General features: G+C 40.7%; 18 protein-coding genes and 1 tRNA gene. 11 read left to right on the top strand and 8 right to left on the bottom strand.

What is annotated here, in order from left to right; translation table 11 throughout:
- Positions 1-9 precede the first annotated feature (9 nt).
- The 11 genes from BV902_RS10985 (at position 10) to BV902_RS10940 (ending at position 11997) form a co-directional block, all read left to right on the top strand.
- Positions 10-753: a polysaccharide deacetylase family protein gene (locus tag BV902_RS10985; protein WP_172840664.1), complete on the top strand. Its 744-nt coding sequence runs from the start codon at positions 10-12 to the stop codon at positions 751-753.
- Positions 743-1375 (top strand): LolA family protein, encoded by a 633-nt coding sequence (locus tag BV902_RS10980; RefSeq protein ID WP_075991961.1) that lies wholly within the window; start codon positions 743-745, stop codon positions 1373-1375. The genes BV902_RS10985 and BV902_RS10980 overlap by 11 nt, the downstream gene beginning before the upstream one ends.
- Positions 1356-1967, top strand: coding sequence for a hypothetical protein (locus BV902_RS10975; RefSeq protein ID WP_075991960.1), 612 nt, complete (start codon positions 1356-1358; stop codon positions 1965-1967). The genes BV902_RS10980 and BV902_RS10975 overlap by 20 nt, the downstream gene beginning before the upstream one ends.
- A 133-nt stretch (positions 1968-2100) precedes the next feature.
- Positions 2101-2478 carry a hypothetical protein gene (locus BV902_RS10970; RefSeq protein WP_075991959.1) on the top strand — a complete coding sequence of 126 codons (378 nt, stop codon included), beginning with the start codon at positions 2101-2103 and terminating at the stop codon, positions 2476-2478.
- Between the two features lie 2 nt (positions 2479-2480).
- Complete coding sequence (locus tag BV902_RS10965; RefSeq protein ID WP_216640461.1) at positions 2481-3248, top strand: glycosyltransferase family 2 protein; 768 nt, start codon at positions 2481-2483, stop codon at positions 3246-3248.
- 67 nt (positions 3249-3315) lie between these two features.
- Positions 3316-3654 (top strand): DUF2062 domain-containing protein, encoded by a 339-nt coding sequence (locus BV902_RS27725; protein ID WP_257787018.1) that lies wholly within the window; start codon positions 3316-3318, stop codon positions 3652-3654.
- Between the two features lie 764 nt (positions 3655-4418).
- Positions 4419-7283 carry a 1-acyl-sn-glycerol-3-phosphate acyltransferase gene (locus BV902_RS10960; RefSeq protein ID WP_157626013.1) on the top strand — a complete coding sequence of 955 codons (2865 nt, stop codon included), beginning with the start codon at positions 4419-4421 and terminating at the stop codon, positions 7281-7283.
- On the top strand, positions 7276-8817 hold the full coding sequence (locus BV902_RS10955; RefSeq protein ID WP_075991958.1) for a phytoene desaturase family protein: 1542 nt from the start codon (positions 7276-7278) through the stop codon (positions 8815-8817). The genes BV902_RS10960 and BV902_RS10955 overlap by 8 nt, the downstream gene beginning before the upstream one ends.
- On the top strand, positions 8771-10438 hold the full coding sequence (locus tag BV902_RS10950) for a C45 family autoproteolytic acyltransferase/hydolase (protein WP_216640459.1): 1668 nt from the start codon (positions 8771-8773) through the stop codon (positions 10436-10438). The genes BV902_RS10955 and BV902_RS10950 overlap by 47 nt, the downstream gene beginning before the upstream one ends.
- Positions 10435-11724 carry a phenylacetate--CoA ligase family protein gene (locus BV902_RS10945; protein WP_075991956.1) on the top strand — a complete coding sequence of 430 codons (1290 nt, stop codon included), beginning with the start codon at positions 10435-10437 and terminating at the stop codon, positions 11722-11724. The genes BV902_RS10950 and BV902_RS10945 overlap by 4 nt, the downstream gene beginning before the upstream one ends.
- A 201-nt stretch (positions 11725-11925) precedes the next feature.
- Positions 11926-11997 (top strand) — tRNA-Arg (locus BV902_RS10940).
- 154 nt (positions 11998-12151) lie between these two features.
- Here BV902_RS10940 and BV902_RS10935 read toward each other — a convergent pair.
- The 8 genes from BV902_RS10935 to BV902_RS10900 form a co-directional block, all read right to left on the bottom strand.
- Positions 12152-13168 (bottom strand): alpha/beta hydrolase, encoded by a 1017-nt coding sequence (locus BV902_RS10935; protein ID WP_075991955.1) that lies wholly within the window; start codon positions 13166-13168, stop codon positions 12152-12154.
- Positions 13152-14189 carry a pectinesterase family protein gene (locus BV902_RS10930; RefSeq protein WP_088161020.1) on the bottom strand — a complete coding sequence of 346 codons (1038 nt, stop codon included), beginning with the start codon at positions 14187-14189 and terminating at the stop codon, positions 13152-13154. The genes BV902_RS10935 and BV902_RS10930 overlap by 17 nt, the downstream gene beginning before the upstream one ends.
- 108 nt (positions 14190-14297) lie before the next feature.
- Positions 14298-15944 (bottom strand): glycoside hydrolase family 43 protein, encoded by a 1647-nt coding sequence (locus BV902_RS10925; RefSeq protein WP_083663563.1) that lies wholly within the window; start codon positions 15942-15944, stop codon positions 14298-14300.
- 18 nt (positions 15945-15962) lie between these two features.
- Positions 15963-18425 (bottom strand): glycoside hydrolase family 95 protein, encoded by a 2463-nt coding sequence (locus BV902_RS10920; protein ID WP_075991954.1) that lies wholly within the window; start codon positions 18423-18425, stop codon positions 15963-15965.
- A gap of 14 nt (positions 18426-18439) precedes the next feature.
- Complete coding sequence (locus tag BV902_RS10915; protein WP_075991953.1) at positions 18440-19348, bottom strand: alpha/beta hydrolase; 909 nt, start codon at positions 19346-19348, stop codon at positions 18440-18442.
- A 78-nt stretch (positions 19349-19426) separates the two neighbouring features.
- Positions 19427-20965, bottom strand: coding sequence for a glycoside hydrolase family 28 protein (locus BV902_RS10910; protein ID WP_237242097.1), 1539 nt, complete (start codon positions 20963-20965; stop codon positions 19427-19429).
- A 166-nt stretch (positions 20966-21131) separates the two neighbouring features.
- Positions 21132-22610 (bottom strand): pectate lyase family protein, encoded by a 1479-nt coding sequence (locus tag BV902_RS10905; protein ID WP_157626011.1) that lies wholly within the window; start codon positions 22608-22610, stop codon positions 21132-21134.
- Between the two features lie 38 nt (positions 22611-22648).
- Positions 22649-24268, bottom strand: coding sequence for a DUF5123 domain-containing protein (locus BV902_RS10900; protein ID WP_083663562.1), 1620 nt, complete (start codon positions 24266-24268; stop codon positions 22649-22651).
- Between the last annotated feature and the right edge of the window lie 6 nt (positions 24269-24274).

Below are 24274 nucleotides of genomic sequence, written 5' to 3'. Positions count from 1 at the left end.
ACAACATACGTGAGTCTTGCCCTTTTTCTGATGACGGTATTCATCTGGAAAAACGATCAACTGTATTCTCCTTTGATTATTGTGCTGATTCTGTATGTTGGAATAGTTTCCTGGGGAGCATTTGACCTCCGTCTAAATTTCTTTATGCAATCGACAACATGCGTAAGAAAAAATGTGCGGCAAGTTGCGATCACTTTTGATGACGGTCCTACGCCTTTTACCTTGGAAATACTAGACTTACTGGATCAATATCAAGCAAAAGCCAGTTTTTTTTGTATTGGCACACAGGTCGTCAAGTATCCCATGATAGCGAAGCAAATTATTGAAAGGGGCCATGTAATTGCCAATCATAGCATGAATCATCCCAATAAGATGGGGTTTCTGCCAAGCAGACAAGTTGTTGCAGAGATAAATGAAGCTAATCATGTCATTGAAACAGCAACAGGAAAAAAAGTATTGCTTTACAGGCCTCCATTTGGTGTCAGCAATCCACATATTGCAAAAGCATTGCACGATTGCAAGTTGAAATCCGTTGGTTGGAACATCCGCTCCTTGGATACTTTAAGTCTAACTGAAGATCAGATTTTTGCACGCATTGCAAAAAAACTAAGTCCCGGCAGTATTATTCTCTTACATGATACATCGGAGAAAACAGTACATGTCGTTAAAAGTTTATTAATAGCATTAAAGGTTAACAAATTAGAAGCCGTAAATTTGGAAGATTTCTTAAATCAAAAAGTATATGAAAACTAAGCTCATTCTACTCCTTGTTTCTGTATTTCACATTGCGCTGACCAAAGCACAAGAAACAGCTATGTCAAGCGCTGAAATAACTAGTTTTAAACAAACCGTCGTAGCGGAAGCACAAAAAATAAAAACCTTAAAAACAGATTTTGTCCAGTATAAGCACTTGGATTTTCTTTCTAAAGAGATTACGTCCAGTGGATCCATGTTATTGAAAAACCCAAACAAGCTGCTTTGGAAATACAATACACCGATCCAATATGGTATTCTTTTTAAAGACAATAAAGTATTGGTAAATGATCAAGGTAAAAAAAATAAGGTCGACCTTGGCAACAATAAAAAATTCGAGAAAATCAATAAAATGATTATTGGCAGCATCAGTGGAGATCTTTTTGCTGCCGACGACTTTACGATCACCTTTCACAAAAATCGAAATCAACGCATAGCGAAGCTTTCACCTAAAACAAAAGAGCTATCGGCTTATATTCAAACGATCGTATTGTATTTTAATGATCAACAATCTACAGTTTCGGAAGTCCAGTTGATAGAACCCTCTAAAGATTATACAAAAATAGTTTTCAAAAACAAGCAGATCAACCAACCAATCAGCGATGCGTTATTCAGTTTTTAGTCTGTTACTTTTAATTCTTCTGACAGGATGTAAGGTTTACTACCCAAATGGTAAACAAAACTATGGTGCAATCGACACTCTCGTTCAAAACCCCTATTTTGCCGGGTTAAATGAAGAGCGCTTATATCGGGCTACAATTCGCTTTTATGGAAAAGAGATGACAGGAATGTTTGTCGCCAAAAGAATCAGTCAGGACGATCATCGGATTGTACTTACCTCTGATCTTGGGAATACCTTATTTGATATAACGATTTCCAAAGACCAACATCTGGTCAATTATGTCATGCAAGATCTCGACAGAAAGATAATCCTTCACACCTTAGTGAGAGATTTCAGAGCTTTAACACAAACAACTTATAAAGCTGATTATCAAAACCCAATAGCCAGTCAATTTTTAAGTATCTATAACGGAAAACGATATTTTCTTAAGATAGATGACCAAGGAACCTTAACCAAAATCGAAATGGCATCCAAGTACAAAAGAGCTTTTGAAATTCAATTCAAACCAGATTCTTTGGGGAAACTTGACAGCTTTAATATAAAACATCGTGGTATCAAGCTAAAAATGGATTTTGTAAATATTCCATTTTAAGCGACATGATACATAAGGCTAGCTATAAAAAAATAAACAAAGCCGTATTTCCGCTATAGTAAGTTCTTCAATTACTTTTATTATGCTCCGCTATTATATTGCATATAAAAGGTAATTTATCTAAGTTTGAAACATGGTTTTAGCAGACTTTTATACGATACACAATAGTCAGGTGCGTGAAGATGGGAAATATTTGATGGAGATAGGTATTCATCCCGATCATCCGATTTTTAACGGGCATTTTCCAGGGCGACCAGTAACACCAGGTGTATGTATGTTACATATCATAAAAAATATAACCGAAGATTTACTGCAGACAAAACTCCGTATGCGGTCTGCCAAAAACATTCGTTTTTATGCCATTATAGATCCTTCCGTTCATCCCATCCTAACATTGGAATTGGCGGTTCAAGAAACCGAAACCATACAGATCAAGGCCAATTGTTCTTTCGATGATACCCTTGCACTTAAAATGGAACTCAATTTTAGCCGCACTTATCCTGTTGTATAACCATGATCAATTCGCCAAACTTCAGCCAATCTATTATTCCTACAGCTGTATGTGTACTTATCCCCACCTACAACAATGCTAAAACGCTAAAAAGAGTTTTAGATGGGGTTTTGGCCTATACCACACAGGTTATTGTAGTCAATGATGGTTCGACGGATGCAACAGCAGAGATTTTAGCAAATTACCCTTCCATTACAGTGCTGCACCTGGAAAAGAATTCAGGTAAGGGCAAAGCTTTACGAATAGGGTTTGATACGGCAAGAAAACAGGGGTTTCAGTATGCAATCACCATCGATTCGGATGGGCAACATTTTCCCGATGACATTCCAACTTTTATAGACGCACTCAACCCAAGTGACGGAAATATTTTATTGATTGGTGAGCGCCAAATGGACCAAGCCGGTATACCAAAAAAGAGCAGTTTCGGTAATAAGTTTTCCAATTTTTGGTTTTGGTTTGAAACAGGGATAAAACTTGCTGACACGCAATCAGGATACAGACTCTACCCTCTTGACCGCATACCTAAAAAACTATATACCAATAAATTCGAGCTAGAAATTGAAGTAATTGTACGCTCAGCATGGAAAGACATTGTCGTGAAGAATGTACCGATCAAGATACTTTACGATCCGACAGAGCGAGTTTCGCATTTTAGACCATTTAAGGACTTCACACGAATTAGCATCCTTAACACCTTCTTAGTTTTGATTAGTCTACTCTATATATTTCCAAGAAACGCTTTTCGAAGTTTCAAAAAAAAAAAGCTTTAAAGATTTTCTAAAAGAAGATATTCTGGGAACGCACGATTCAGATTTTATTAAATCCATTTCGATTGCATTGGGTGTGTTTATTGGGATTGCCCCCTTATGGGGATTTCAGTCTTTTTTATCAATTTTTCTCGCCTCTGTCTTTAGGCTTAATAAAGGTCTTTGTTTTGCCTTTTCGAATGTCAGTATCCCCCCTATGATCCCATTGATTATTTGGGGGTCGATACAAACAGGAAAGTTATTTATATCCAGTGCCAAACCTTTGTTGGATTATAGCCACATCGATTTTCAAGCTATATCCGAACATTTTTTACAATATGTACTGGGTAGTCTCGCTTTGGCTTTAGTGGCAGCAGTCCTGTTTGGACTTTCCTCTTTTACACTATTGCGGTTTAATCAACGACGTTAATATGCAGCATTATTTTTATCAGCTTTATCTATTTTTCAAGAAGAAACCTTATATCGCCTGGTTAGTTGCCCTGCTCTTTTTGGTCGCAACAGGATATTTCGCGCTAAAACTAAAATTTGAAGAAGATATTACACGGATTATACCTCAAAATGAACGGACAAATGAGGTTGCCAAAATATTGACCCAACTTAAATTTTCGGATAAAATAAGTGTCATTATTGAACGGGAAAAAGATGCTTCAATTGACGATATGGTTGAAATGGCTAATTCCTTTTCCGATAGCATCGTATCGCTTGCCCCCTACTATCATAGTATACAAGGGCAAATTAGTGATGCGGAAATGGAAAGTACCCTGCAGTTTGTTTACCAGCATTTGCCGACATTATTGGACGAGAACGATTACAAAACCATAGCAAGCCACCTGCCAAGTGATAGCATAGCACAAGTAGTTGAAGCCAATTATGCTGCATTAATTTCGCCTACGAGTATCGTTGCAAAATCTTTTATACAACGGGATCCCCTAGGGATTGGCTTTATGGCGCTTAAAAAATTCCAAAAGCTCAGTATTGCCGGCGATTTTCAACTTTACAATGGCTACATTATTACAAAAGATTCAAGCAAGCTGTTGTTGTTTATTAATCCCAAATATTCAGGCTCGGAAACAGCGCATAATGCGATTTTCGTCGACAGGCTTGACAAAATGAAAAATGAGTTAAACAAGGTCTACTTAAAAAAAAACCAAACTCAGCTACTTCGGATCATCTTTGGTTGCTGTCGCCAATGCAAAGCAAATCAAAACAGATATCCAAACGACCATCCTTATTTCGATGAGTTTATTGATGCTTATTTTGATTCTCTTTTACAAGAAAGTGCAAATTCCGGTCATCATCTTTATTCCCTCACTTTTTGGGGCTTTACTAGCACTCGCATTTCTTTACTTTCTGCGGGGTACAATATCTGCTATTTCAATCTCCATTGCTGCAGTATTAATTGGCATTACCATAGACTATGCGCTGCATATCATGACGCATTTCAAGCAAACCCAGGATATAAAACACCTCTATAAAGAAATCACTAAGCCAATATTGATGAGTGCGGGCACTACAGCGGTATCTTTTCTTTGCCTGCTCTTCGTCAATTCGGAGGCCTTAAAAGATTTGGGAATATTTGCGTTCATTGCCATCCTGTTCTCGGGAATATTCTCTTTGATTCTTATCCCGCATATCTATAAACCGAATATAAAAACCTCGGATGATAAAAACCATCTCATCGATCGGATTTCCGCATTCAGTTTTGAACGGAATAAACCCTTACAAATATTCAGCTACCTATTGTTAATAGTGAGCTTGTTTACTTTTTGGAAAGTCGGATTCAACAAAGATTTATCTGCACTAAATTTCTTCCCAAAAGAACTGCAAGAAGCCGAATACAAACTTGAAAATTCAGCACAACAACAAAATAAGTCGCTATTTCTGATAAACTATGGTAACAATATCGACCAGGTTCTTTCGGCTAATTCTGTATTGTATAGCAGATTACAACAAGATACAGGTATGATCGCTATCAATTCCATTGGTGAAATTGTCCTATCGAAAAAGGATCAGGAGGCGAAAATTGCCCAGTGGAATTCCTTTTGGACAGATGTCCGTAAAATGGAAATCCGCGAGAATCTTATCCGTTCTAGTGCTGCTTTTGGTTTCAAACCAACTGCTTATCAAGCTTTCTTCTCCCTTTTGGATCAAAAATTTTCGAGCGTCACATGGGATGATTATCAGAAACTCAACAATGGAATATTGAGCGAGTATATCAGTTCCAAAGATGGCTTTTTCACCGCAAATACCATTGTAAAAACGGCAGAAGGAAACCGGGAAAAATTGATGAAGCAGTTCAATAATGGCAGTATCGCTGTCATTGATCGCAAAGAAATGAATGAAACTTTTTTGGGACAGCTGGTCAATGACTTCAATACCTTGGTCAATTATAGCTTTGTAGCCATATTTGTTATTCTTTGGTTGTCATTTCGCCGCATCGAGCTGACATTGATCAGCATGGTACCTATTGTGTTAACAGGTTTGGTTACGGGGGGCCTCATGGGCCTGTTTCACCTCGAATTTAATATTTTCAGTACCATTGTCTGCACACTTGTATTCAGTCACGGTGTAGACTTTGCCATATTTATGACCGCAGCCCTGCAAAAAGAATACAGTACCGGTAAAGATGAAATGCCTACGTACCGCACGTCTATTCTGCTTGCCGTATTAACGACAATTTTAGCCATCGGTGCCTTAATTTTCGCTAAACACCCGGCATTAAGGTCCATTTCAGCAGTTTCCCTACTCGGTGTTACAGCAGCAGTTTTAAACACTTTTGTTCTTTATCCGCTCGTTTTTAGGTTTGTATTTCGCCGCAGGCCTTCCAAAGGCTTATCTCCGCTTAGTTTGCGTCTGCGCTTGATTTCAGCGTTTTCGTTCAGTTACTATATCATCGGAAGTATGCTTTCAGGCCTTCTCTTTAGTTTGATCTCTAATAGAGCTTGGATGACACGCGTAATGTCTCGTTTTGGAGACTCTGTATTGAAGTCCAACCCTTTTGTCAAGAAACAGCAATTCAACCCGCACGACGAAGACTTCAAAAAACCCGCGATTATTATAGCCAATCACAATTCGTTATTAGATACACTTCTTATTGGGCGTTTATTGCCAAAGTGCGTATTTGTTACGAACGAATGGGTCTATAAATCACCGGTCTTTGGCCGTGTGGTTAGGCGTGCAGGTTTTTTAATGCTCGACGACGATTTAGAAAAATCGAAAAACATCTTAAAGCAACGTATCGATGCAGGGTATTCGATTGCTATTTTTCCGGAAGGAACACGATCGGCAACAAATGATGTACAACGGTTCCACAAAGGCGCATTCTATATTGCCGAACAGCTGCGGTTAGATATCCTCCCTATTTATATACACGGTGCTGCCGACGTTTGTCCAAAAGGAGATTTTGTCATTTATGATGGAACGCTCAGTACAGTCATAGGCGAAAGAATTCGACCTACCGACCAACAGTTTGGGGATAATTATTCTGCACGCTGTAAAACGATCAGTCGATTATTCAAACAACAGTTCGCTGAAATCAGAAAGCAATTTGAGGGTCCGACTTACTTTAGAGAAAAAATAAGCTTAAACTATCGGTATAAAGAAACGGAAATCGAAAAATTAAGCCTAAATGATTTTGACCTTCATCAGGAGTCTTATGCAACCTGGAATAATTTCATTGCAGCAAATGCAAAAATTTTGCATATTGGAAACGATTTTGGTCATATTGATTTTTTGTTGACCTTGCAACAGGCACAGCGACATATAGAAAGCTATATCCGTGATCCTGAAAAACGTGCTATTGCGGGTAATACGTATCTAAAGCATAAACGTAAATTGACTTATCTAAATCAGCTGACCGAAACCACATTACGTTTCGATGTACTGATCTGGGGCAGCAACGATGAAAAGGTTGAAATCAGCGATTCGATACATATTATTGTTTGTTATGATTTCATAGAAAAGCCGCATTACATTGGTTTTGAAGAAGTATTTAAAGATCAATACAGTTGCGTATTAAAAAGAAGAACGAATGGATAAAGTCTACGATAGCGTCATCATTGGTTCAGGGCTAGGAGGCCTTGTTACCGCAGTTCTCCTTGCTAAATTTGGACGCAAAGTATGTGTCGTTGAAAAAAACAATCAATATGGGGGTAATTTACAAACTTTTGTGCGGGATAAAGAGATCTTAGACACCGGTGTTCATTACATTGGCGGCTTGGGTGAAGGCGAAAATCTGTATAAATATTTCGACTATCTTGGGATTATGAAAGATCTTTCAATCCAGCGCATGGGCGTTGATGAATATGATCGAATTTCATTTGAAGGAAACCCCATCAATTACCCGCATGCGCAGGGCTATGCAAATTTTATCAATCAGCTACTGCATCATTTCCCAGCAGAAAAACAAGCGCTTACAAGTTACTGCGAAAAAATACAGGAAATTTGCAACTCTTTTCCGATGTATAACCTTCGCAAGAGTTTCGGTTTTAATGAAAGCGTTCTTGGTATCTCATTAAAATCATTTTTAGATGAGCTCACCGATAACGAACTCCTTAAGGCTGTACTTGTCGGTTCGAACTTCCTTTATGTTGCAAAAGCAGAAAGTACACCACTCTATGTACATGCGCTTACCATAAACTCCTATATTCAGTCCGCTTGGCGTTGTATAAACGGCGGTAGCCAAATTGCCAAGTTATTGATCCGCCAATTGCGTAAATATGGTGGTGACATCATCAAAAATAAAGAAGTCATTGCTGTAGAAATGGACGATCAGCTGATCAAAGCAGTACGCACCGATGACCAGCAGCTGATTTATGCAAAGGAGTTTGTTTCGAATATCAATCTCCGGCATACCTTTGCCATGCTGCCTGAAAGATTTCAAAAGCAAGCTTATGTCAAGCGTATACAAGGCTTACCGTTGAGCCCTTCGGTTTTTTCCGTTTACATAGTTTGTAAAGAAGGTTATATCCCCTATCAAAATTATAATATTTACCATTATAAAAACATCGCTTCCGTTTGGTATAATCAGGAGCAATCTCCCTTAGTCGTTTCCATGAGCTGTAACAGCGAAAATCAACGCTATTGTAGCACGATGACCGTGATGTGTTATATGACTGCGGACGAAGTGCAACAGTGGAATGAGACTTTCAATCGGTCCATTATCCAGCAGTTAAGTAGCCGTGGTGAAAAGTATGAAGCCTTTAAAGCTGCGAAGGCTGCAGAAATTATCGAAGAACTCCAACACTTGTTTCCGAATATTAAAGCTGCCGCTCAATCTGTTCACACGTCCAGTCCATTAAGCTACCGTGATTTTATCGGGGCCGAGGAAGGTAATATGTATGGTTATTTGAAAGAATACAAGCATCCGTTGAATAGCTTAATTTCCACGAAGACAAAAGTTAAGAATTTGTTTCTGACAGGTCAAAATGTCAAGATGCACGGTGTATTGGGGGTTACAATTACAGCCTTCTCCTGTTGCTTAATGATGCTTGGCAAAGAATTTGAAGATGATCTATTTAAAGAGAATGATGAAAAAGTATTGGTTGGCGATTTGGATAGCATCACTATTTAGCTCTTGTGCGCTAAATGGCGCCCTGAAAGAAAAAGCTAAATTCGACCAGCAGGCGATTCCGACATTAAGGTTGGCCGACTCTACGGACAATTATCTCAGTATAGACAGTAACTTCCTATTTCATAACGCACAAGGTTTATGGGAACTCTACGTCAGCGGTAACCCGATGGAACTTGGATTAAAAACGGGTATACTGACACAATCGCTTTATGCCTACCAAGAGAAGGCTTTCTTTTCTAAAATTCAAGAGTTTATCCCTTCTCAGCGCAAGCAGAAATGGATGATGAAATTGACTAAAGTCTATAATCGAAACATCCATAAATATATCCCGATAGCGTATAGAAAAGAGATTTTTGGATTGTCACGGTATGCTTCTCCTCGCTACGACTCCCTTATGGATCCCTATCAGCGGAATCTTTTTCTTCATGGCGCCCATGACTTGGGTCATGCTTTCCAGGACCTCGCTTTGGTTGGCTGTTCTTCCTTAGCAGCATGGGGACCAAAGTCTGCAGATGGCGAGCTCATTATCGGGCGAAATTTTGACTTTTATGCGGGCGACGATTTTAGTCACAACAAATTAATCACTATTGTGAAACCCGATTCTGGTTATTCCTTTCTTTCTGTAGGCTGGGCAGGCATGATTGGTGTCGTCTCCGGCATGAACAGTGCTGGCCTGACAGTTACACTCAATGCAGGAAAATCGTCTATTCCCTGGGCCGCAAAAACGCCTATATCTATTGTTGCTCGAGAAATACTCCAATATGCCCGAAATTTTAAGGAAGCCATCGCCATTGCAAAAAAACATCCTATTTTTATTTCAGAATCACTTATGATCGGGTCTGCAGATGAAGACCGTGCCATCTTAATTGAGATGTCTCCACATAAATTTGCTGTTTTTGAATCAGACAATGCAAATTACCTGCTATGCACAAATCATTTTCAGAGCAGTACCTATCAATCCGATAAGCGCAATCAAAAACAGATTGAAGAAAGCCACAGTGTTTATCGACACCAACTGCTGACAGAGCAGTTGCAACAGCAGGATAAGCTTACTGCCCCTAAAGTTGCGGCTATACTAAGAGATCGCAATGGATTAAAAAATAAGGAAATAGGCTATGGCAATGAAAAGGCCTTAAATCAGCTCTTGGCTCATCATGGCGTCATTTTTCAACCAAAAAAACGCCTTGTATGGATCTCAGCCAACCCCTATCAGCTTGGGGAATTTGTCTGTTATGATTTAAATAAAATCTTCGACAACAAGGCACATCAGCCTGCTTCTACATTGGCCAATACAGCATTGAATATTCCCCAAGATACATTTTTGAATAGTAAAGCCTACCGCGATTATGAGGATTACCGTAAACGAGATCGAATAATAGACCATAAACTGAAGTCTGACCAAGAAATTACTGAATCGGAATGGCAGGAATATCAAAAACTCAATCCCCTGTTTTGGGCAGTCTATTACAAGAGAGGAACATATTATTTTGAGCGAAAGCGCTATGACGAAGCACTAAAGCAATTGCAACAGGCCGACTCCTGCGAAGTGACCACTTTGGTTGACCGCAAAAACATTGCTTCATATATTCATAAAATTGAGAAGAAAGGAGATAATCGATGATCCCAACGATAGAACAAGCCAGTCTTGAAGAAATAACCCATTATCAAGATGAAAAGCTAAGATATGTTTTAAACTATTTGAATACACATTCAACTTACTACAAAAGTCTTTTTCAACGTGAAGGAGTTGACTTACAACGCATCCGCGGTGTTCAGGATCTCCCCCTTCTGCCGACGACTTCCAAAGAACAGCTGCAGCAGTTTAACTGGGATTTTCTGTGCGTCCCCGAAGAGGAGATTGTCGACTTCTCCACAACTTCCGGTACACTGGGGACACCTGTTGTATTTGGATTAACAGACGCGGACCTGGAGCGTCTCGCTTATAATGAGATGATTTCGTTCCAACGGGTAGGTATTAAAAAAGGCGACCGGGTACAAATTATGACGACCCTGGATCGTCGTTTTATGGCGGGATTAGCTTACTTTCTTGGACTCCGTAAAATTGGAGCCGGAATACTACGTATTGGCGCTGGCATACCACAAATGCAATGGGATTCAATCCAGCAGTTTAAACCCAAATTTCTTGTTGTCGTCCCCTCCTTCCTGCTCAAAATGATTGCTTATGCCGAAGAACACAACATCGACTACAACAGCAGCTCTGTAAAGGTCGCCATTTGTATCGGTGAAAATCTTAGAACCGCTGAACTGCAGGACAACCAACTGGCAAAACGAATTCATGAAAAATGGAATATTGCCCTCTACTCCACTTATGCTTCCACCGAAATGAGCTCAGCATTCACAGAATGTGAAGCTTTTGCCGGTGGTCACCAACATCCAGCATTAATCATTACTGAAATATTGGACGATAATGACCATCCTGTATCCGATGGTCAACTGGGAGAATTAGTTGTCACAACCTTAGGAATAGAGGCTATGCCCGTTTTGCGCTATAAAACTGGCGATATGGTCAGACGACATGCTGGCCCTTGCACATGTGGTCGGAACTCCTATAGAATAGGCCCTGTTGAAGGCCGAAAACAGCAGATGATTAAGTATAAGGGTACGACGCTGTTTCCCCCGGCTATGTTTGATGTATTGGCCAGCTACACCGCAATTGAACATTATCAGATCGAGATCTCCAGCACTGCAGTCGGTACAGACGACATTCGGATTCTAATATCCTCCAAACAACAAAACAGCGCATTATTAAAAGAAATCAAAGATAGTTTTCAGGCGAAACTGCGCGTAATTCCCAATGTGGAGTTCGAACGCGAAGAAATTTTGATCAGCCGGATTTATAATCCGCTCAGCAGAAAACCCATTTATCTGGTGGATAAAAGGGAATAGTAAGTAGCTTACAATACTATCAACCAGATGCTATGCATTCATATACAAATCATTAGCCCACGAATAAAAAAATAGGGAATTAGCGAATGTTAAACATAAAAATGCTGTCGACAAAAGGCATTAAAAATAGTCTGCTAAAAGATTGAATTTTATCGCAAAGATTATTTGTAAGATCTAGAAAATAGTATATCTTTGCGACAGGTCCCCGTAGTTCAATGGATAGAATTTCAGATTCCGGTTCTGACGATATGAGTTCGAATCTCGTCGGGGACACAATTTAAAAATAAATCCCACTTTAAATTAATTTAAAGTGGGGTTTATTTTTAAATTTCACTTCACAACGCCTAAAATGCCAACTAACCTATATAGCTTGCCCAGAAAAATTACAATATGAGCAGACTCAATTCTTTGATCAAAAACTTTCAAACTAAAAGCGCTCTGGATTTATTAAATTATTCTTTAAAAATTCGTCAATAACATCGACGCACTTATCCACCCAAGGATGGAAAAGCCAGAAAGGGTGAACCTGTACATCAAATGTATACACTTGATGTGCCGTCCCCCAACGCTTTAGCATACCGACCAATTCATCTTGTCCGGCATGGAATCTAGGAAGACCGCTATTTATGAATAACATCGGAATTTTCTGTTCCTCTCTGGCCCAAAATATAGGCGAAGCCTCCTTCCATATTAACGGTTTTTCGGCAAAGGTTCCTCCAAGCCAGAAGGCATCAGGAGAATCGGGCTTTCGTTCTAAATTGAGTGAAAGCGGAGCCATGAAATCCACCACTCCATCCAAATTAATAATAGCCTGAATCTGCGTACTGTGTTTAGACTCAAGAAATGATTCAAATTCGGGCACATTACCTGTCAATCCAACCAGACTCGCTAGGTGACCTCCTGCGGAACTTCCCGCCACCACGATACGGCTACTGTCGATATCGTACTGATCGGCATGATTTTTAAGCCACAAAATTGCCGATTTGATATTGAGTAAGGCATTGGGATATTTTGCCTCCAAAGATAATTGATACTCCACTGGAATGCAGACATACCCTTTTCTCGCCAGCAACTGTGCCATGGGTACATCCATTTCCTTCTGCCCAGAACGCCATCCACCACCATGGATCCATATCACTGCCGCATGTTTTCGCTGGTCATTTGGCCGGATAACATCGAGATGTAGATCCCGAGGGCCAAAATCGGTTCGAGCTAGATGTGCATATACCAGATTACGTACGACCTTTAGATCTCCTCCTAGGCTGTCCATAGCCGGTCGTGCATGGGGATAGCTTTTCTTGATCTGCCGCCATACACGCATCGTATTATAAGTCGTATCTTTCGGAATGTCTCGATTCTGGGCCCACACCGAATCGCAAAACATAAACAATAATAATGTACTCCAGAAAAGAGCCTGTGAGCGATATTTATTTTTCCATTTCATCGAGCATTTCTTTAACTTTCCAATCCTCCATTACTTTTTCGAGTTTATAAACATCCCGTTTATCTTCCGGCAACTGATGTGACCAAGTCACTCGCTTTGAGAGTTCCGATGCCCCTGCTCCCTTAGATCCCAACTCGGCGTAAAATACGGTCTTATCCTTATCTGGAAATAATACATCTCCCTTCCATTCATTCCAGCCTTCAGGAATAATATGAGCTCCTAGGTTACAATCTACCAGAACCGTATTTGCATAAGGACGCCATGGCCTGCCAAGAAATACTTTATCGACAGACTCATCTGCAGCTACAAAATCACATTGGTCGAAAACGTAACCATAAAATTGCCCCTGCGGCGTAGAAGCTGCTGTGACATACGAATTCCGCAAAGAAATCAGTCGGCAACTCTTAAAGAATGCAATGCCTGGCCCGAAGATAAAATCCGTCGTGCCGCTAATACTGCAATCAGAAAAATAGCTTCTTGCACCGCTTTTACCCAGATACAAGGTGTCCTGAAATCCCAAAAGACGGCAATTAACCAGTGCTATCTGATCCCCTTCTAGATGAAGTGCTACGGCCTGCCCTACTGGTCCGGCTGCATTTTCGATAGTTATATCCTTGATAAGCACCCTATTTGCACGTACCAATAGCGTATAACTACTAAAAGTCCCAAGCTTAGGCTGCCCTGTCTCATCCGGACAATCAACCAACTTACCTGCATAATCATCAAAAATAATCTTGGTATTGGCAGCATCCTCACCAACAAGCTGGACATTTTCGACATAAGTTGGGATAACTATTTTCTCGTGATAAATTCCCTTCCTGATCCAAATCCGAACCGCATGTTCTGCACGAAAAGCACGAACGGAATTCACGGCTGCCTGTATACTTGTGAAATCACCTTTTCCGTGTTGGTCTACAGTGATCACTTCAAGGCTGGCCGCTCGCAATCCCGATCCTAACAATGACAGGCTAACAACTAGATAAACTGCCACCAAGATCTTAATTAATTTTATCCGTCTCATAAATCAGAAAATAATTGCATTATCAAACTAATATATTTATATATAAACTTTATTCATAACTTTAAAATATTCCAATAATTTCATAGTTATTAAAGGGTCAAAACTATGTTATTGATCTATTCGAAACCAATCCACTTCTGCATAGCCACTATCATTGATATGCTTTTCGCGGCTGGCATAGAGTCCTAATGTGGCTCCTATCCATTTGCCAGGTTTCGCTTGGAAGCCATTTTCCACGACTGTATATTTTTTACCATCCAAGCTATACGTCCAGCTGCAGGTCTTTCCATTTTTAACTTGTACACGAAGGTAGACAAAGTCTTCTGGCAAAGTAGCGATGCGCCTGACCTGCTCTTCAGCTCCCGAATAGGCATTGACACAACTACCATAATAAAGTTGAAAGTGGCCCTTTTCCTTACGGATAAAAAACTGACTATAATCTTCGCCGACCACCACCAATCCTGCTTTTTCACCAAGTTCCTTCTCGCTAGGACGCAGTCGTATTTTTGCTGTCGCACTGAAATTTTCGGCAGGGAATTTTTGCGTCAGTATATTTGGCGCTGCCATCAGATTTTTACTTCCTTCAGGAAGCTGCTGGCTATAAAGCCGAAGTTTGCCTTCGTGTGATGGCATAAGCCAGTTTCCATCCGGATTTGCCTGCCATTGCCACTGCAGTCCTAAATGAGGAGAATCAAACTCATCCGATTCCTGAGGATTCATCAGAGCAATAACCTGGTTTCCTACATTAGGTTTTTTATAGCTCATCACGGGTGTCCCTACTCCATTTCCATCGATGTCCACGCCTATAATGGGCCAATCGGCTTTCCAAACCATAGGCTGCAGATGGACCACACGCCCCATGGCTTCTTTATCCTGAAAGTGGAAGAACCAGTTTTCTCCTGAGGGTGTGTCTACCCATGCTCCCTGATGTGGACCATTAACTGTCGACTTGTTCTGAACCATAGCCACCTTGCGTTCATAAGGTCCATAAATACTTTTCGAACGCAAAATCAATTGCCAGCCCGTTGATACGCCACCTGCTGGTGCAAACAAATAATAATATCCATTCCGCTTATATACTTTGGGGCCTTCAATTGTAGGATCCAATTCATGTCCATCATAAACGATCGTACCTCTGTCCAATACAGAAGTTCCATCGGTACTCATCTTGGCGATAGCGAGCACGCTTTTCAAGCCTGCTCTGCTCCCCGCATAGGCATAAGCTAAATAAGCCTGACCATCTTCATCCCAAAAAGGACAAGGATCGATCAATCCTTTCCCTTGGAAAACCAACGTAGGAGCAGACCATGGCCCCCGAATATTCTTGGTCTTTATCTGATAAATCCCAAAATCCGGATCGGGATAATAAATATAAAACTCTCCATCGTGATACCGTATGGAAGGCGCCCATACACCACCTCCGTGTTGCACTTTATTGAACACCTCTTCCGGTAACTGCCTTTGCAACGCATGTCCTATAATCGTCCAGTTGATCATATCTTTAGAATGTAGAATGGGCAGGCCTGGACTGTGATTAAAACTTGAGGCAATCATATAATAATCTTCACCTACACGGATAGCATCGGGATCGGAATAATCTGCATTGATGATAGGGTTTTTGAATTTTCCATTTCCAAGATCCGGGCTCCAGACCTGAGAATTATAATTTTGTCCGAAAGTCAATGAAGAACTACAGAAGCTCATAATGGTCATCAGGCAAACATATTTCCATTTTTTTTTATCGGTATTTAGCATAAATTCGAATTTTAAGTTTTATTTCACAACAATTTCATAAACTTTACCTTTCGTGGTAGAAAGATCATAAAGCACTGTTTCGGGAATTTCAAATGAACTATTTTGTGTTATTACCAATGGTTTTTTGATTTCATCTAGGTCAAAAAAGGAGTTCGTATTTTTTCCATTCGCTTTTTTCAACCGCTTCCCTTCTAAATAGAGTGTACTCCCAGAGTTAATACGAATACGGCAATTGCCTCCTAAGGTCGAGTTGACCTTTAATTTCGTTAACTTTCGATTTTTCCAGCTCATATCTATAATAAATCCACCTCTAGTGACTAAACCGTTCACTTCGCCATTCGGTAGCTCATCTGGCCAAGCAGGTAATAAAAATATGCTCCCATCATATGATTGCACCAACATCTCTGCGATTCCAGATGTACAGCCAAAATTACCATCAATCTGAAAAGGTGGATGGGCGTCCAGTAAATTAGGATAGGTACCACCATGTTGTCCTTTCCGTTCCTCTGGGGCTGGGCTCAATTGATCTTTGATCAATTTATACGATTGATTACCGTCCAGCAAACGTGCCCACCAATTTACTTTCCAGCCCATAGACCAACCAGTCGACTTATCTCCGCGGTAGATCAATGAGTTTTTTGCTGCCTGAGCAAGTTCAGGGTTGCGAAAAGGTGAAATCTGACCAGATGGAAACAATCCGTATAGATGCGATATATGACGGTGACGATCATTTTTTCTATCCAAATCTTTAAGCCACTCCTGAAGCTGACCATGTTGACCAACTTGCATTGGTGGCAACTGTGCCAGACTTTGTTTGACAGAATCCCGCAATACGACATCAGCATCCACAATGTAGGATGCACGGATAAAATTATTAAAGACATCAAACACAAGTTGATTATCCATTGTCGTGCCTGCTGAAACCCCAACACTACCTGCTTCATAGCTATTTTCAGGACTGATGGAAGGACTTACGACCAGCCATTTCCCAGATGGATCCTTCGTCAAAACATCCAGGTAAAATAAAGCCGCTCCTTTCAATACATGATAATAATCCTTCAAAAATTGCATGTCTCCTTTATACAGATAATGTTGCCAAATGTGTTGGCTCAACCAAGCTCCGCCCATTGGCCACATACCGTAAAAACCGCCATCTACAACCCCCGTAATGCGCCATAAATCAGTGTTATGATGAGCATTCCACCCTCTGGCATGGTACATTTTCTGTGCACTCTCTTGACCTGTAACAGCAAGATCATTTAACATACTAAACAATGGTTCGTGCATTTCACTTAAATTCCCTACCTCGGCCGGCCAATAGTTCATTTCAGTATTGATGTTTATCGTATACTTACTATCCCAAGGAGGAGAAAGTTTGGCATTCCAAATCCCCTGTAAATTGGCAGGCTGGCCTCCAGGTTGTGAAGAAGAAATCAACAAATAACGACCAAATTGAAAATAAAGAGCAACTAATTGTGGATCAAAATTTGTCGCAAATTCCCGAATCCGCACATCCGTTGTTTTTTTTGCCTGCGCATTGTTACCAAGGTCCAATTTCACCCGACTGAAGAACTGCTGGTATTTTCTCACATGCTGCTCCAATGCTTTCGCGTAAGAAATTCCTTTTGATTTTTCAAAAATTCGTATGGCCTTTCGTTCAGGATCGATGGAGAGATCCTTGTAATTTTTGAAGTTTGTTCCAATGGATACATAAAGAATTACTTCATCTGCATTTTTAATTGTAATCTGCTCACCATGATGATTAATTTGACCACCTTTAACCTGCGGATAAACAAATCCATAGAATGCCACCTGCCCTTCTTTAGAATCCACCGTACCTCCTTTTCCCCGCAGAAATAATGCTCCATTATTTATGCCTAGGCCAATATTTTGATGTGGACTTTTCCAGTTTAGATCCATTGAAATACTTTTCGCTTTATCAGCAGTGATGCGGATCAACAGCAAACTGTCGACCAGTGACGTAAACATTTCCCTTCGATAATGGACGCCATCGACTTGATAAGAAACAGTACTTATCGCTTTATTTAAATCCAACTCCCGTCGATATTGAACAGGGTGACGGTGAGTCGGAAATCCAAGCAATAGACTACCGAAAGTTTGGTAAGGCATGCCATAGTCCAATCCTGCTGGTGCAGCTCTTGGAAAAGCGAGATTCGACAGTTCCTGCGCTTCTTTATTCCTGCCCTCAACTAAAAACTGACGAATCTTTACAATATCCGTGTATTTGCCTTCAGGCACATTGTTTCCAGGGCGTCCGGCCCAGATCGTTTCTTCATTCAGTTGAATCTCTTCTTGGGAAACTCCACCGTATACCATGGCACCGATACGCCCATTCCCCAAAGGCAATGCTTCGTTCCAGTTACTAGCCGCTTTATCATAGTGTAACTTCAATTCTTGCGATGAACTAAACTTCCAAAACAGCAATAGAACACTAGAAAATATAAGATATTTGATATTCATATCAAGATATAGATTTATGGTTTAATCATTTTAATTTCATGAAGCCAAGCTGCCAATATGCTTGGCCAAGTTGCTGTCGACCCTGGATTGTTGACCAGTGCGATGGCATGTCCTCCCTGTGGAAAAATATGCAAAGAGGCTGTAATCTTATGTTCTAGTAAAGCTTGATAATATAAAAGGCTATTTTGTACAGAAACAGTCTTATCGTTTTGAGCATGCACCAAAAATGTGGGCGGCGTACGCTCTGTCACCTGAGCCTGCAAACTAAACAACTCTTTTTGAGAATCATCAGCGACCTTACCCAATAGATTATCCACGCTTCCCTGATGGGCATGATCACCCTTCATTGTAATTACGGGTGACACCAAAACGCTGAAATTGGGTTTACTGCTTAATTGATCTATCGCATCACCCAGAACTTTGATCGGCCGTTCTATGCTCGATAAGGAAGCAGCAAGATGTCCTCCGGCCGAACAGCCCATCACACCAATACGACCGGGATCGATATGCCATTCAGCCGTCTTAGACCGAATAACACGGATTGCCCGCTGTACATCCTGCAAGGGAGCCAGCGAGCGATCGATCACATCAGGCGAGTTTGGCAAGCGATGAAGCAACACAAACGCATTGATACCAATTGTATTAAACCATTTGGCCAACTGTGTGCCACTGATCACATAAGCCAAACGGGCGTAACCTCCTCCAGGAATAATCAATACTGCAGTTCCTGAATTTTCTTGTTTTGAAACAAAAAAAGGAATAATCCGAGGCTCAGCAACTTGATACACGCGTTCGTTAGCAATACTATCTAAAAGCTTCAACCCTTTACTATTTGGCATTGTTGTATCGTATAACAGAATTGATTCTTGACCCTGGGTCAGTAGATATGCAAAAGATAAGAGAATTGTCAATAACTTTTTCATTTACACGGAGATTTAAGTCAAAAAATTAATGTTAGGTCTGTACATCCAGTACTTAAAATCTCTACACAATCTCATAGACTAATTAATTTTGACAGCATTAGTTTTTGCGCCATGTTTAAAACTTAATTTCTTTTTATCTATGTTCGAATTATTAAATACAATATTCGTTGAGTTGAGTCCATTTACTTCTAATTCTGGAGAGAAGTTCTTGTCAAATCTCAAACCTTCAAACCGTAAGTTAGAAGCATTTTCAATATAAATAGTTGGTATCTTAGCATCTTTCGAGTGCAAGAATGCATTTTTCACAACAATACCCATTGCATCTTTAAGCTCAATCACTTTGTTGGCAACAATGTTTAGATTGGTCATGCTAACCTGCTGCACGGGCATCTCTGGCAATCCCCGAACAAAGATGCCAACATGAGCCCCCCTACATGTAATTGCATCGATTGATATATTACGGAATCGTGGGGTTTCAATACTTACAGGCGGGACCTCTTGAACTTCGTTGGCCTGTGGAGGCTTCGTCCAATAGTACATATCAAAATATATAGCCTCCTGCACAATATTATTCATATTGATATTGCGGATGTGGATATTTTCCACTATCCCGCCTCGACCACGTGTGGTCTTAAAACGCAAGCCTTTGTCAGTCCCCATAAAAGTGCAGTCTTCTACAAAAATATCTCGTGCGCCACCGGACATCTCACTACCCACCACAAAGCCACCGTGTCCTTTATAGACTTTATTATGGCGAATAATAACGCGTTCGGTCGCAATCCCACGTTTGCGTCCTTCTTCATCTTTACCTGATTTAATACAAATCGCATCGTCACCCACATCCAGGACGCAATGCTCTATTAGTACATTCGAACATGATTCGATGTCAATACCGTCTCCATTCTGGGCATAATCCGGGTTTGTGATTTTCACATCTCTTATGGTCAGATGCTGCGTCATAAGGGGATGTAAATTCCAGGCAGGTGAATTTTGGAAGGTCACACCTTCAAGTAATACGTTCTTACATTTGGTCAAAACTAACAAGTTAGGCCTTAAATAATCTTTGATATCCTCGAAGTCAGTCAATTTTTTGCCCTCAGCTAACAAGAAAGAACGTCTTTCTTCATGCGCAAGCTTCGATTTGACACTGGGGTACCATGTTTTGCCGTCTGCACTGATTAAACCACCGGACGCAACTTTAGTTTTCCATTCGCTTTCTGTCAATGCTCCTTTACCAACCATCCTCCAAGCATCTCCATTGCCATCGATAATACCTTTGCCTGTTATAGCAATATTCTCAAGTTCTGTACCGCTGATGGGTGATTCGTTTCGTGCCGAAACTTTTCCTTCATAATTTCCTGCTACAATTTTGTACTGGTTGAAGTCATCTGTAAACTGCAAAAAAGCGTTTTCTTCCAAATGAAGGTTCACATTGCTCTGTAATATTATTGGCCCTGAAAGCCAATAGCCGGCCGGCACCAAGACAACACCGCCACCGCTTTTGCTACTAGAACGAATAGCCGCATTTATACTACTTGTGTTTAAGGTATAGCCGTCTCCCTTCGCTCCAAACCTCTCGATACTAATCGTATCATTTCGAAATTGAGGTCGTTCCACCTCAGGAAGATTATTCCAATGATATGGACTATCTACCGACTGAGCGCTAATATGCTGGCATACTCCGAGTGCTAAACAAAAGCATGCCAGCTTTAGCCCTTTTTTCTTATTTTTTTTAAACATCTATTTTAGTTTTACTCATCTGTTATACAAAATCTATAAAATATCAGATCTGCCCCTCTGTTATGGAAGCTACCAATTTATTGAGATACACCTCTAGGTATGTATAGCCTGATTTGGTTAGATCGGTTGCTTGTTTTTCGGGGTAATTCTTTTTAAGCCAGCCATCTGGTATTCCATCCCGGTCATGATCTTGAATGGCTGTGCCAGCCTCCAACGATGGCCAGGCCCCATATCGATTACCCACAGGATCTGGATTAATATCCTGCTGTGAATCGATCAAACCTTTACGGGGATACTGTAGGCTTTTCCATTTTCCCCCTTCGCCATTGTGAGGGCTCTTTCCTTGAAAAGTAGCACTCCCACTACGTGTTTCGTTAATGATGCGCTGATCGACAGCATCACGTACATAGGAGTTACCTGCATATGTCAGTACTTTTTCGTAAGCTGTTTGTGCGTCGTGGGTATGGATCGTTCCTTGTAGAGGTATCTCCTTATCTAATCTGATTCCCGACTGAATCTGTTCGCCGACGATCCGCACACCCTGCCAATTATCTGCGGAAATGCTGGAATTGTGGGTCAGTAGATTACCGCTCACAAAATATTTACCCCATACATCTTTGATCTTTGGAAAAGGGTGCTCTTCTGTTTTGGCATTAATGGCTATAATTCTATCCTTAATGTTACTATTCGTAGCAGGCCCAGGTTTATACAAATTATTAACGATATTAACATACATGGCTTCACCGCCATATACTCCATTGCCATTCCAATTGTAAATTACATTATTACGAATATCTGTCGTATCGCTTCCTGCGTAAAGGGCTCCTGGGCCCAATCGAGGGCTTCTACTATCATGATGAGCAAGGAGGTTGTGGTGAAAGGTTGCATGAACTCCCCCCCAAATAGCGCCATAACCATGTGGACCTTTGGAATGTCCAGAAAGACGCAGACTCTCAGAAATAATGCACCATTGCATCGTGAAATTTTTATTGTCATAGAATGAAGCACATTCATCCGTACTCCAGCTAATGGAGCAATGGTCGATGATGATATGCTGCCTTTGGCGTCCTCCAAGAGCATCCGCTCCGTCAGCATCGCGGCCAGCGAGCTGCAGATCCCCCATACGGAAACGCAGAAATCGGATAACTATATTATCCGCATCTACTGAAACAGGATTTCCCGCTAACGTAATTCCTTCACCGGGAGCAGATTGCCCAGCTATCGTCAAATCACCCTTGTTTATTGACAATCGTTGTTGGAGCCATATTGTCCCCCCTACTTTAAACAAAATTGTTTTTGCCCCATCTTGTCGTAGGCACCAGCGTAACGAGCCTTCTTTTAGTTGTGCATCACCCTGGTCGTCATCACGCAATGTATTCACATAATAGACTGTACCAGCCCGACCTCCTTTTGTAAACATTCCGCCGCCTTCAGCTCCCGGAAAAGCTGCAATATGCTGAGCAGAAACTCGTGTGTTATAAAATATCAAACACAACATTCCGCACCATATCAGTTTGTTCATACTTACCTTTCCTGATTTAACATTATGCATATTTCAATCTATTCAAACCAACGTGGATCTCCAGCAGTACCACGTCCACCAAATCCATTACCAGCTTTAATACGAAAGTCTTTATTCATCGGATTTACAAATAAGTCTTCCGCGGTTCCGCTGAAAATAGTGATCTCCGAAAAATCCCGGGAAGTACGCTCTATCTGCAATTCATTTGTACGATAGCTCCCAGCAAACGATACGTTAAGCGCAAAACCAGCATGATCGTAGCTCGTTGCGTTTATACGCCCACCACTGTTCGTTCCGGCAATAATATTGTTGCTTCCAACAAAGGAAAAAGGCAATCGAGCGGTATCAAAGCGGAGCAATTGAGTCATTGCTGCATTTTGATTATAAAAAGTACAATTGCCAACAACTATCTTTCCGACAGCGACGCGAACGTCCATCAACTGCGTTGTCAGATCGGTGAAGGTACTGTTGGTTATTGAGATCGAATCCACACTTGCGGTGCTACCACCGATATTTACCACACCATATCCTCCGATTTTATCGACTCTACAATGATCAAAGTTTATCCCTTTCACGGTCACAGCATTGTTAAGGCGTACCACCCCACTACCTAGTCTTTCTATATAACAATTTTTAAAAGTGTAGGCAGCTACACTTGCACCATTTTTATCCTGAGAGATCAAAAAAGAGCTACCGTTTGCATAAATTTCGAGATTTTCAAACACGACCTCACCCAAGACAAGATCGGTCAATTGCAGCCCCAAAAGATTTAACTTAGGATAATTGCCGCCGGCATCTGAGGTGCCGGTCAGATTTAGGTTACTGATTCCTGCAGGTATCAGTAAATTGGCCAAATCGTAAGTCTTACCACCTGTAAATACCAGCACGATATTGGTTTTTCCTTGGGCAACAGCTGAGCTTATCAGCGTAGGGATATCGTCTCCAGGGTTTACTGTTATCATCTCTCCTCCAGCTATACCTAAGGTTTTAACTGTCTTTGCTCCTCGCTCGTTTTCCTCGTTAAAAATTGCGACACGATAGCTTGTTCCTGGCCGTAAACCTTCAATCTTGAGATGACCATCGGCTTTATTAGTAGGGGACAAAGTTATCTTCTGCAGTTCAGTATTCTTTACTGGTTCAAAAACACTAACATGAGTTACACGATCTGTTACAGGCCAATAGAGCTCAATATGATCCACACCAATATTCAGCTTACTGAATAACTGCTCTGCAGCTGTCTTAAAATATAATTGCGAATAATTTGATTCTTCACCTGTTTCTGTATTTACTCCTTTCATCCTGACAGAATACTCCGTAAGGCCATCCAGATTATCAAATAAAGTCCGATATTCAACCCTTGCAGGAATGGTGGAGGGTGCGAAGGGAGTCAACGTATCAGCTAATATTTCCACTGTCTTAACAATTTCGGCAAACTGCAAACTATCCTTACTAAATTCAAAAATATATTTCTGCGCAGCTACTGTTTTTGTATAGTTAATTTCCACTGAAGTTGCACCGACTACACCAGTAGTAAACTTTAGTGATTTAAAAAGCCGCTGATGTGAAGGATCCATTTCCCAATCGTTAGCTTTCTTACAACTAAAGAGGTTTAAAATTAGAGCCAGCAACATTATGCTATTTAAAAGTATCTTTTTCATAAAACT

The organism is Sphingobacterium sp. B29 (genome assembly GCF_001952815.1).
GTDB classification, from domain to species: Bacteria; Bacteroidota; Bacteroidia; order Sphingobacteriales; family Sphingobacteriaceae; genus Sphingobacterium; species Sphingobacterium siyangense.
The sequence above is the reverse complement of the archived record's forward strand: the minus strand, read 5'-3'. Positions and strand labels throughout refer to the sequence as shown.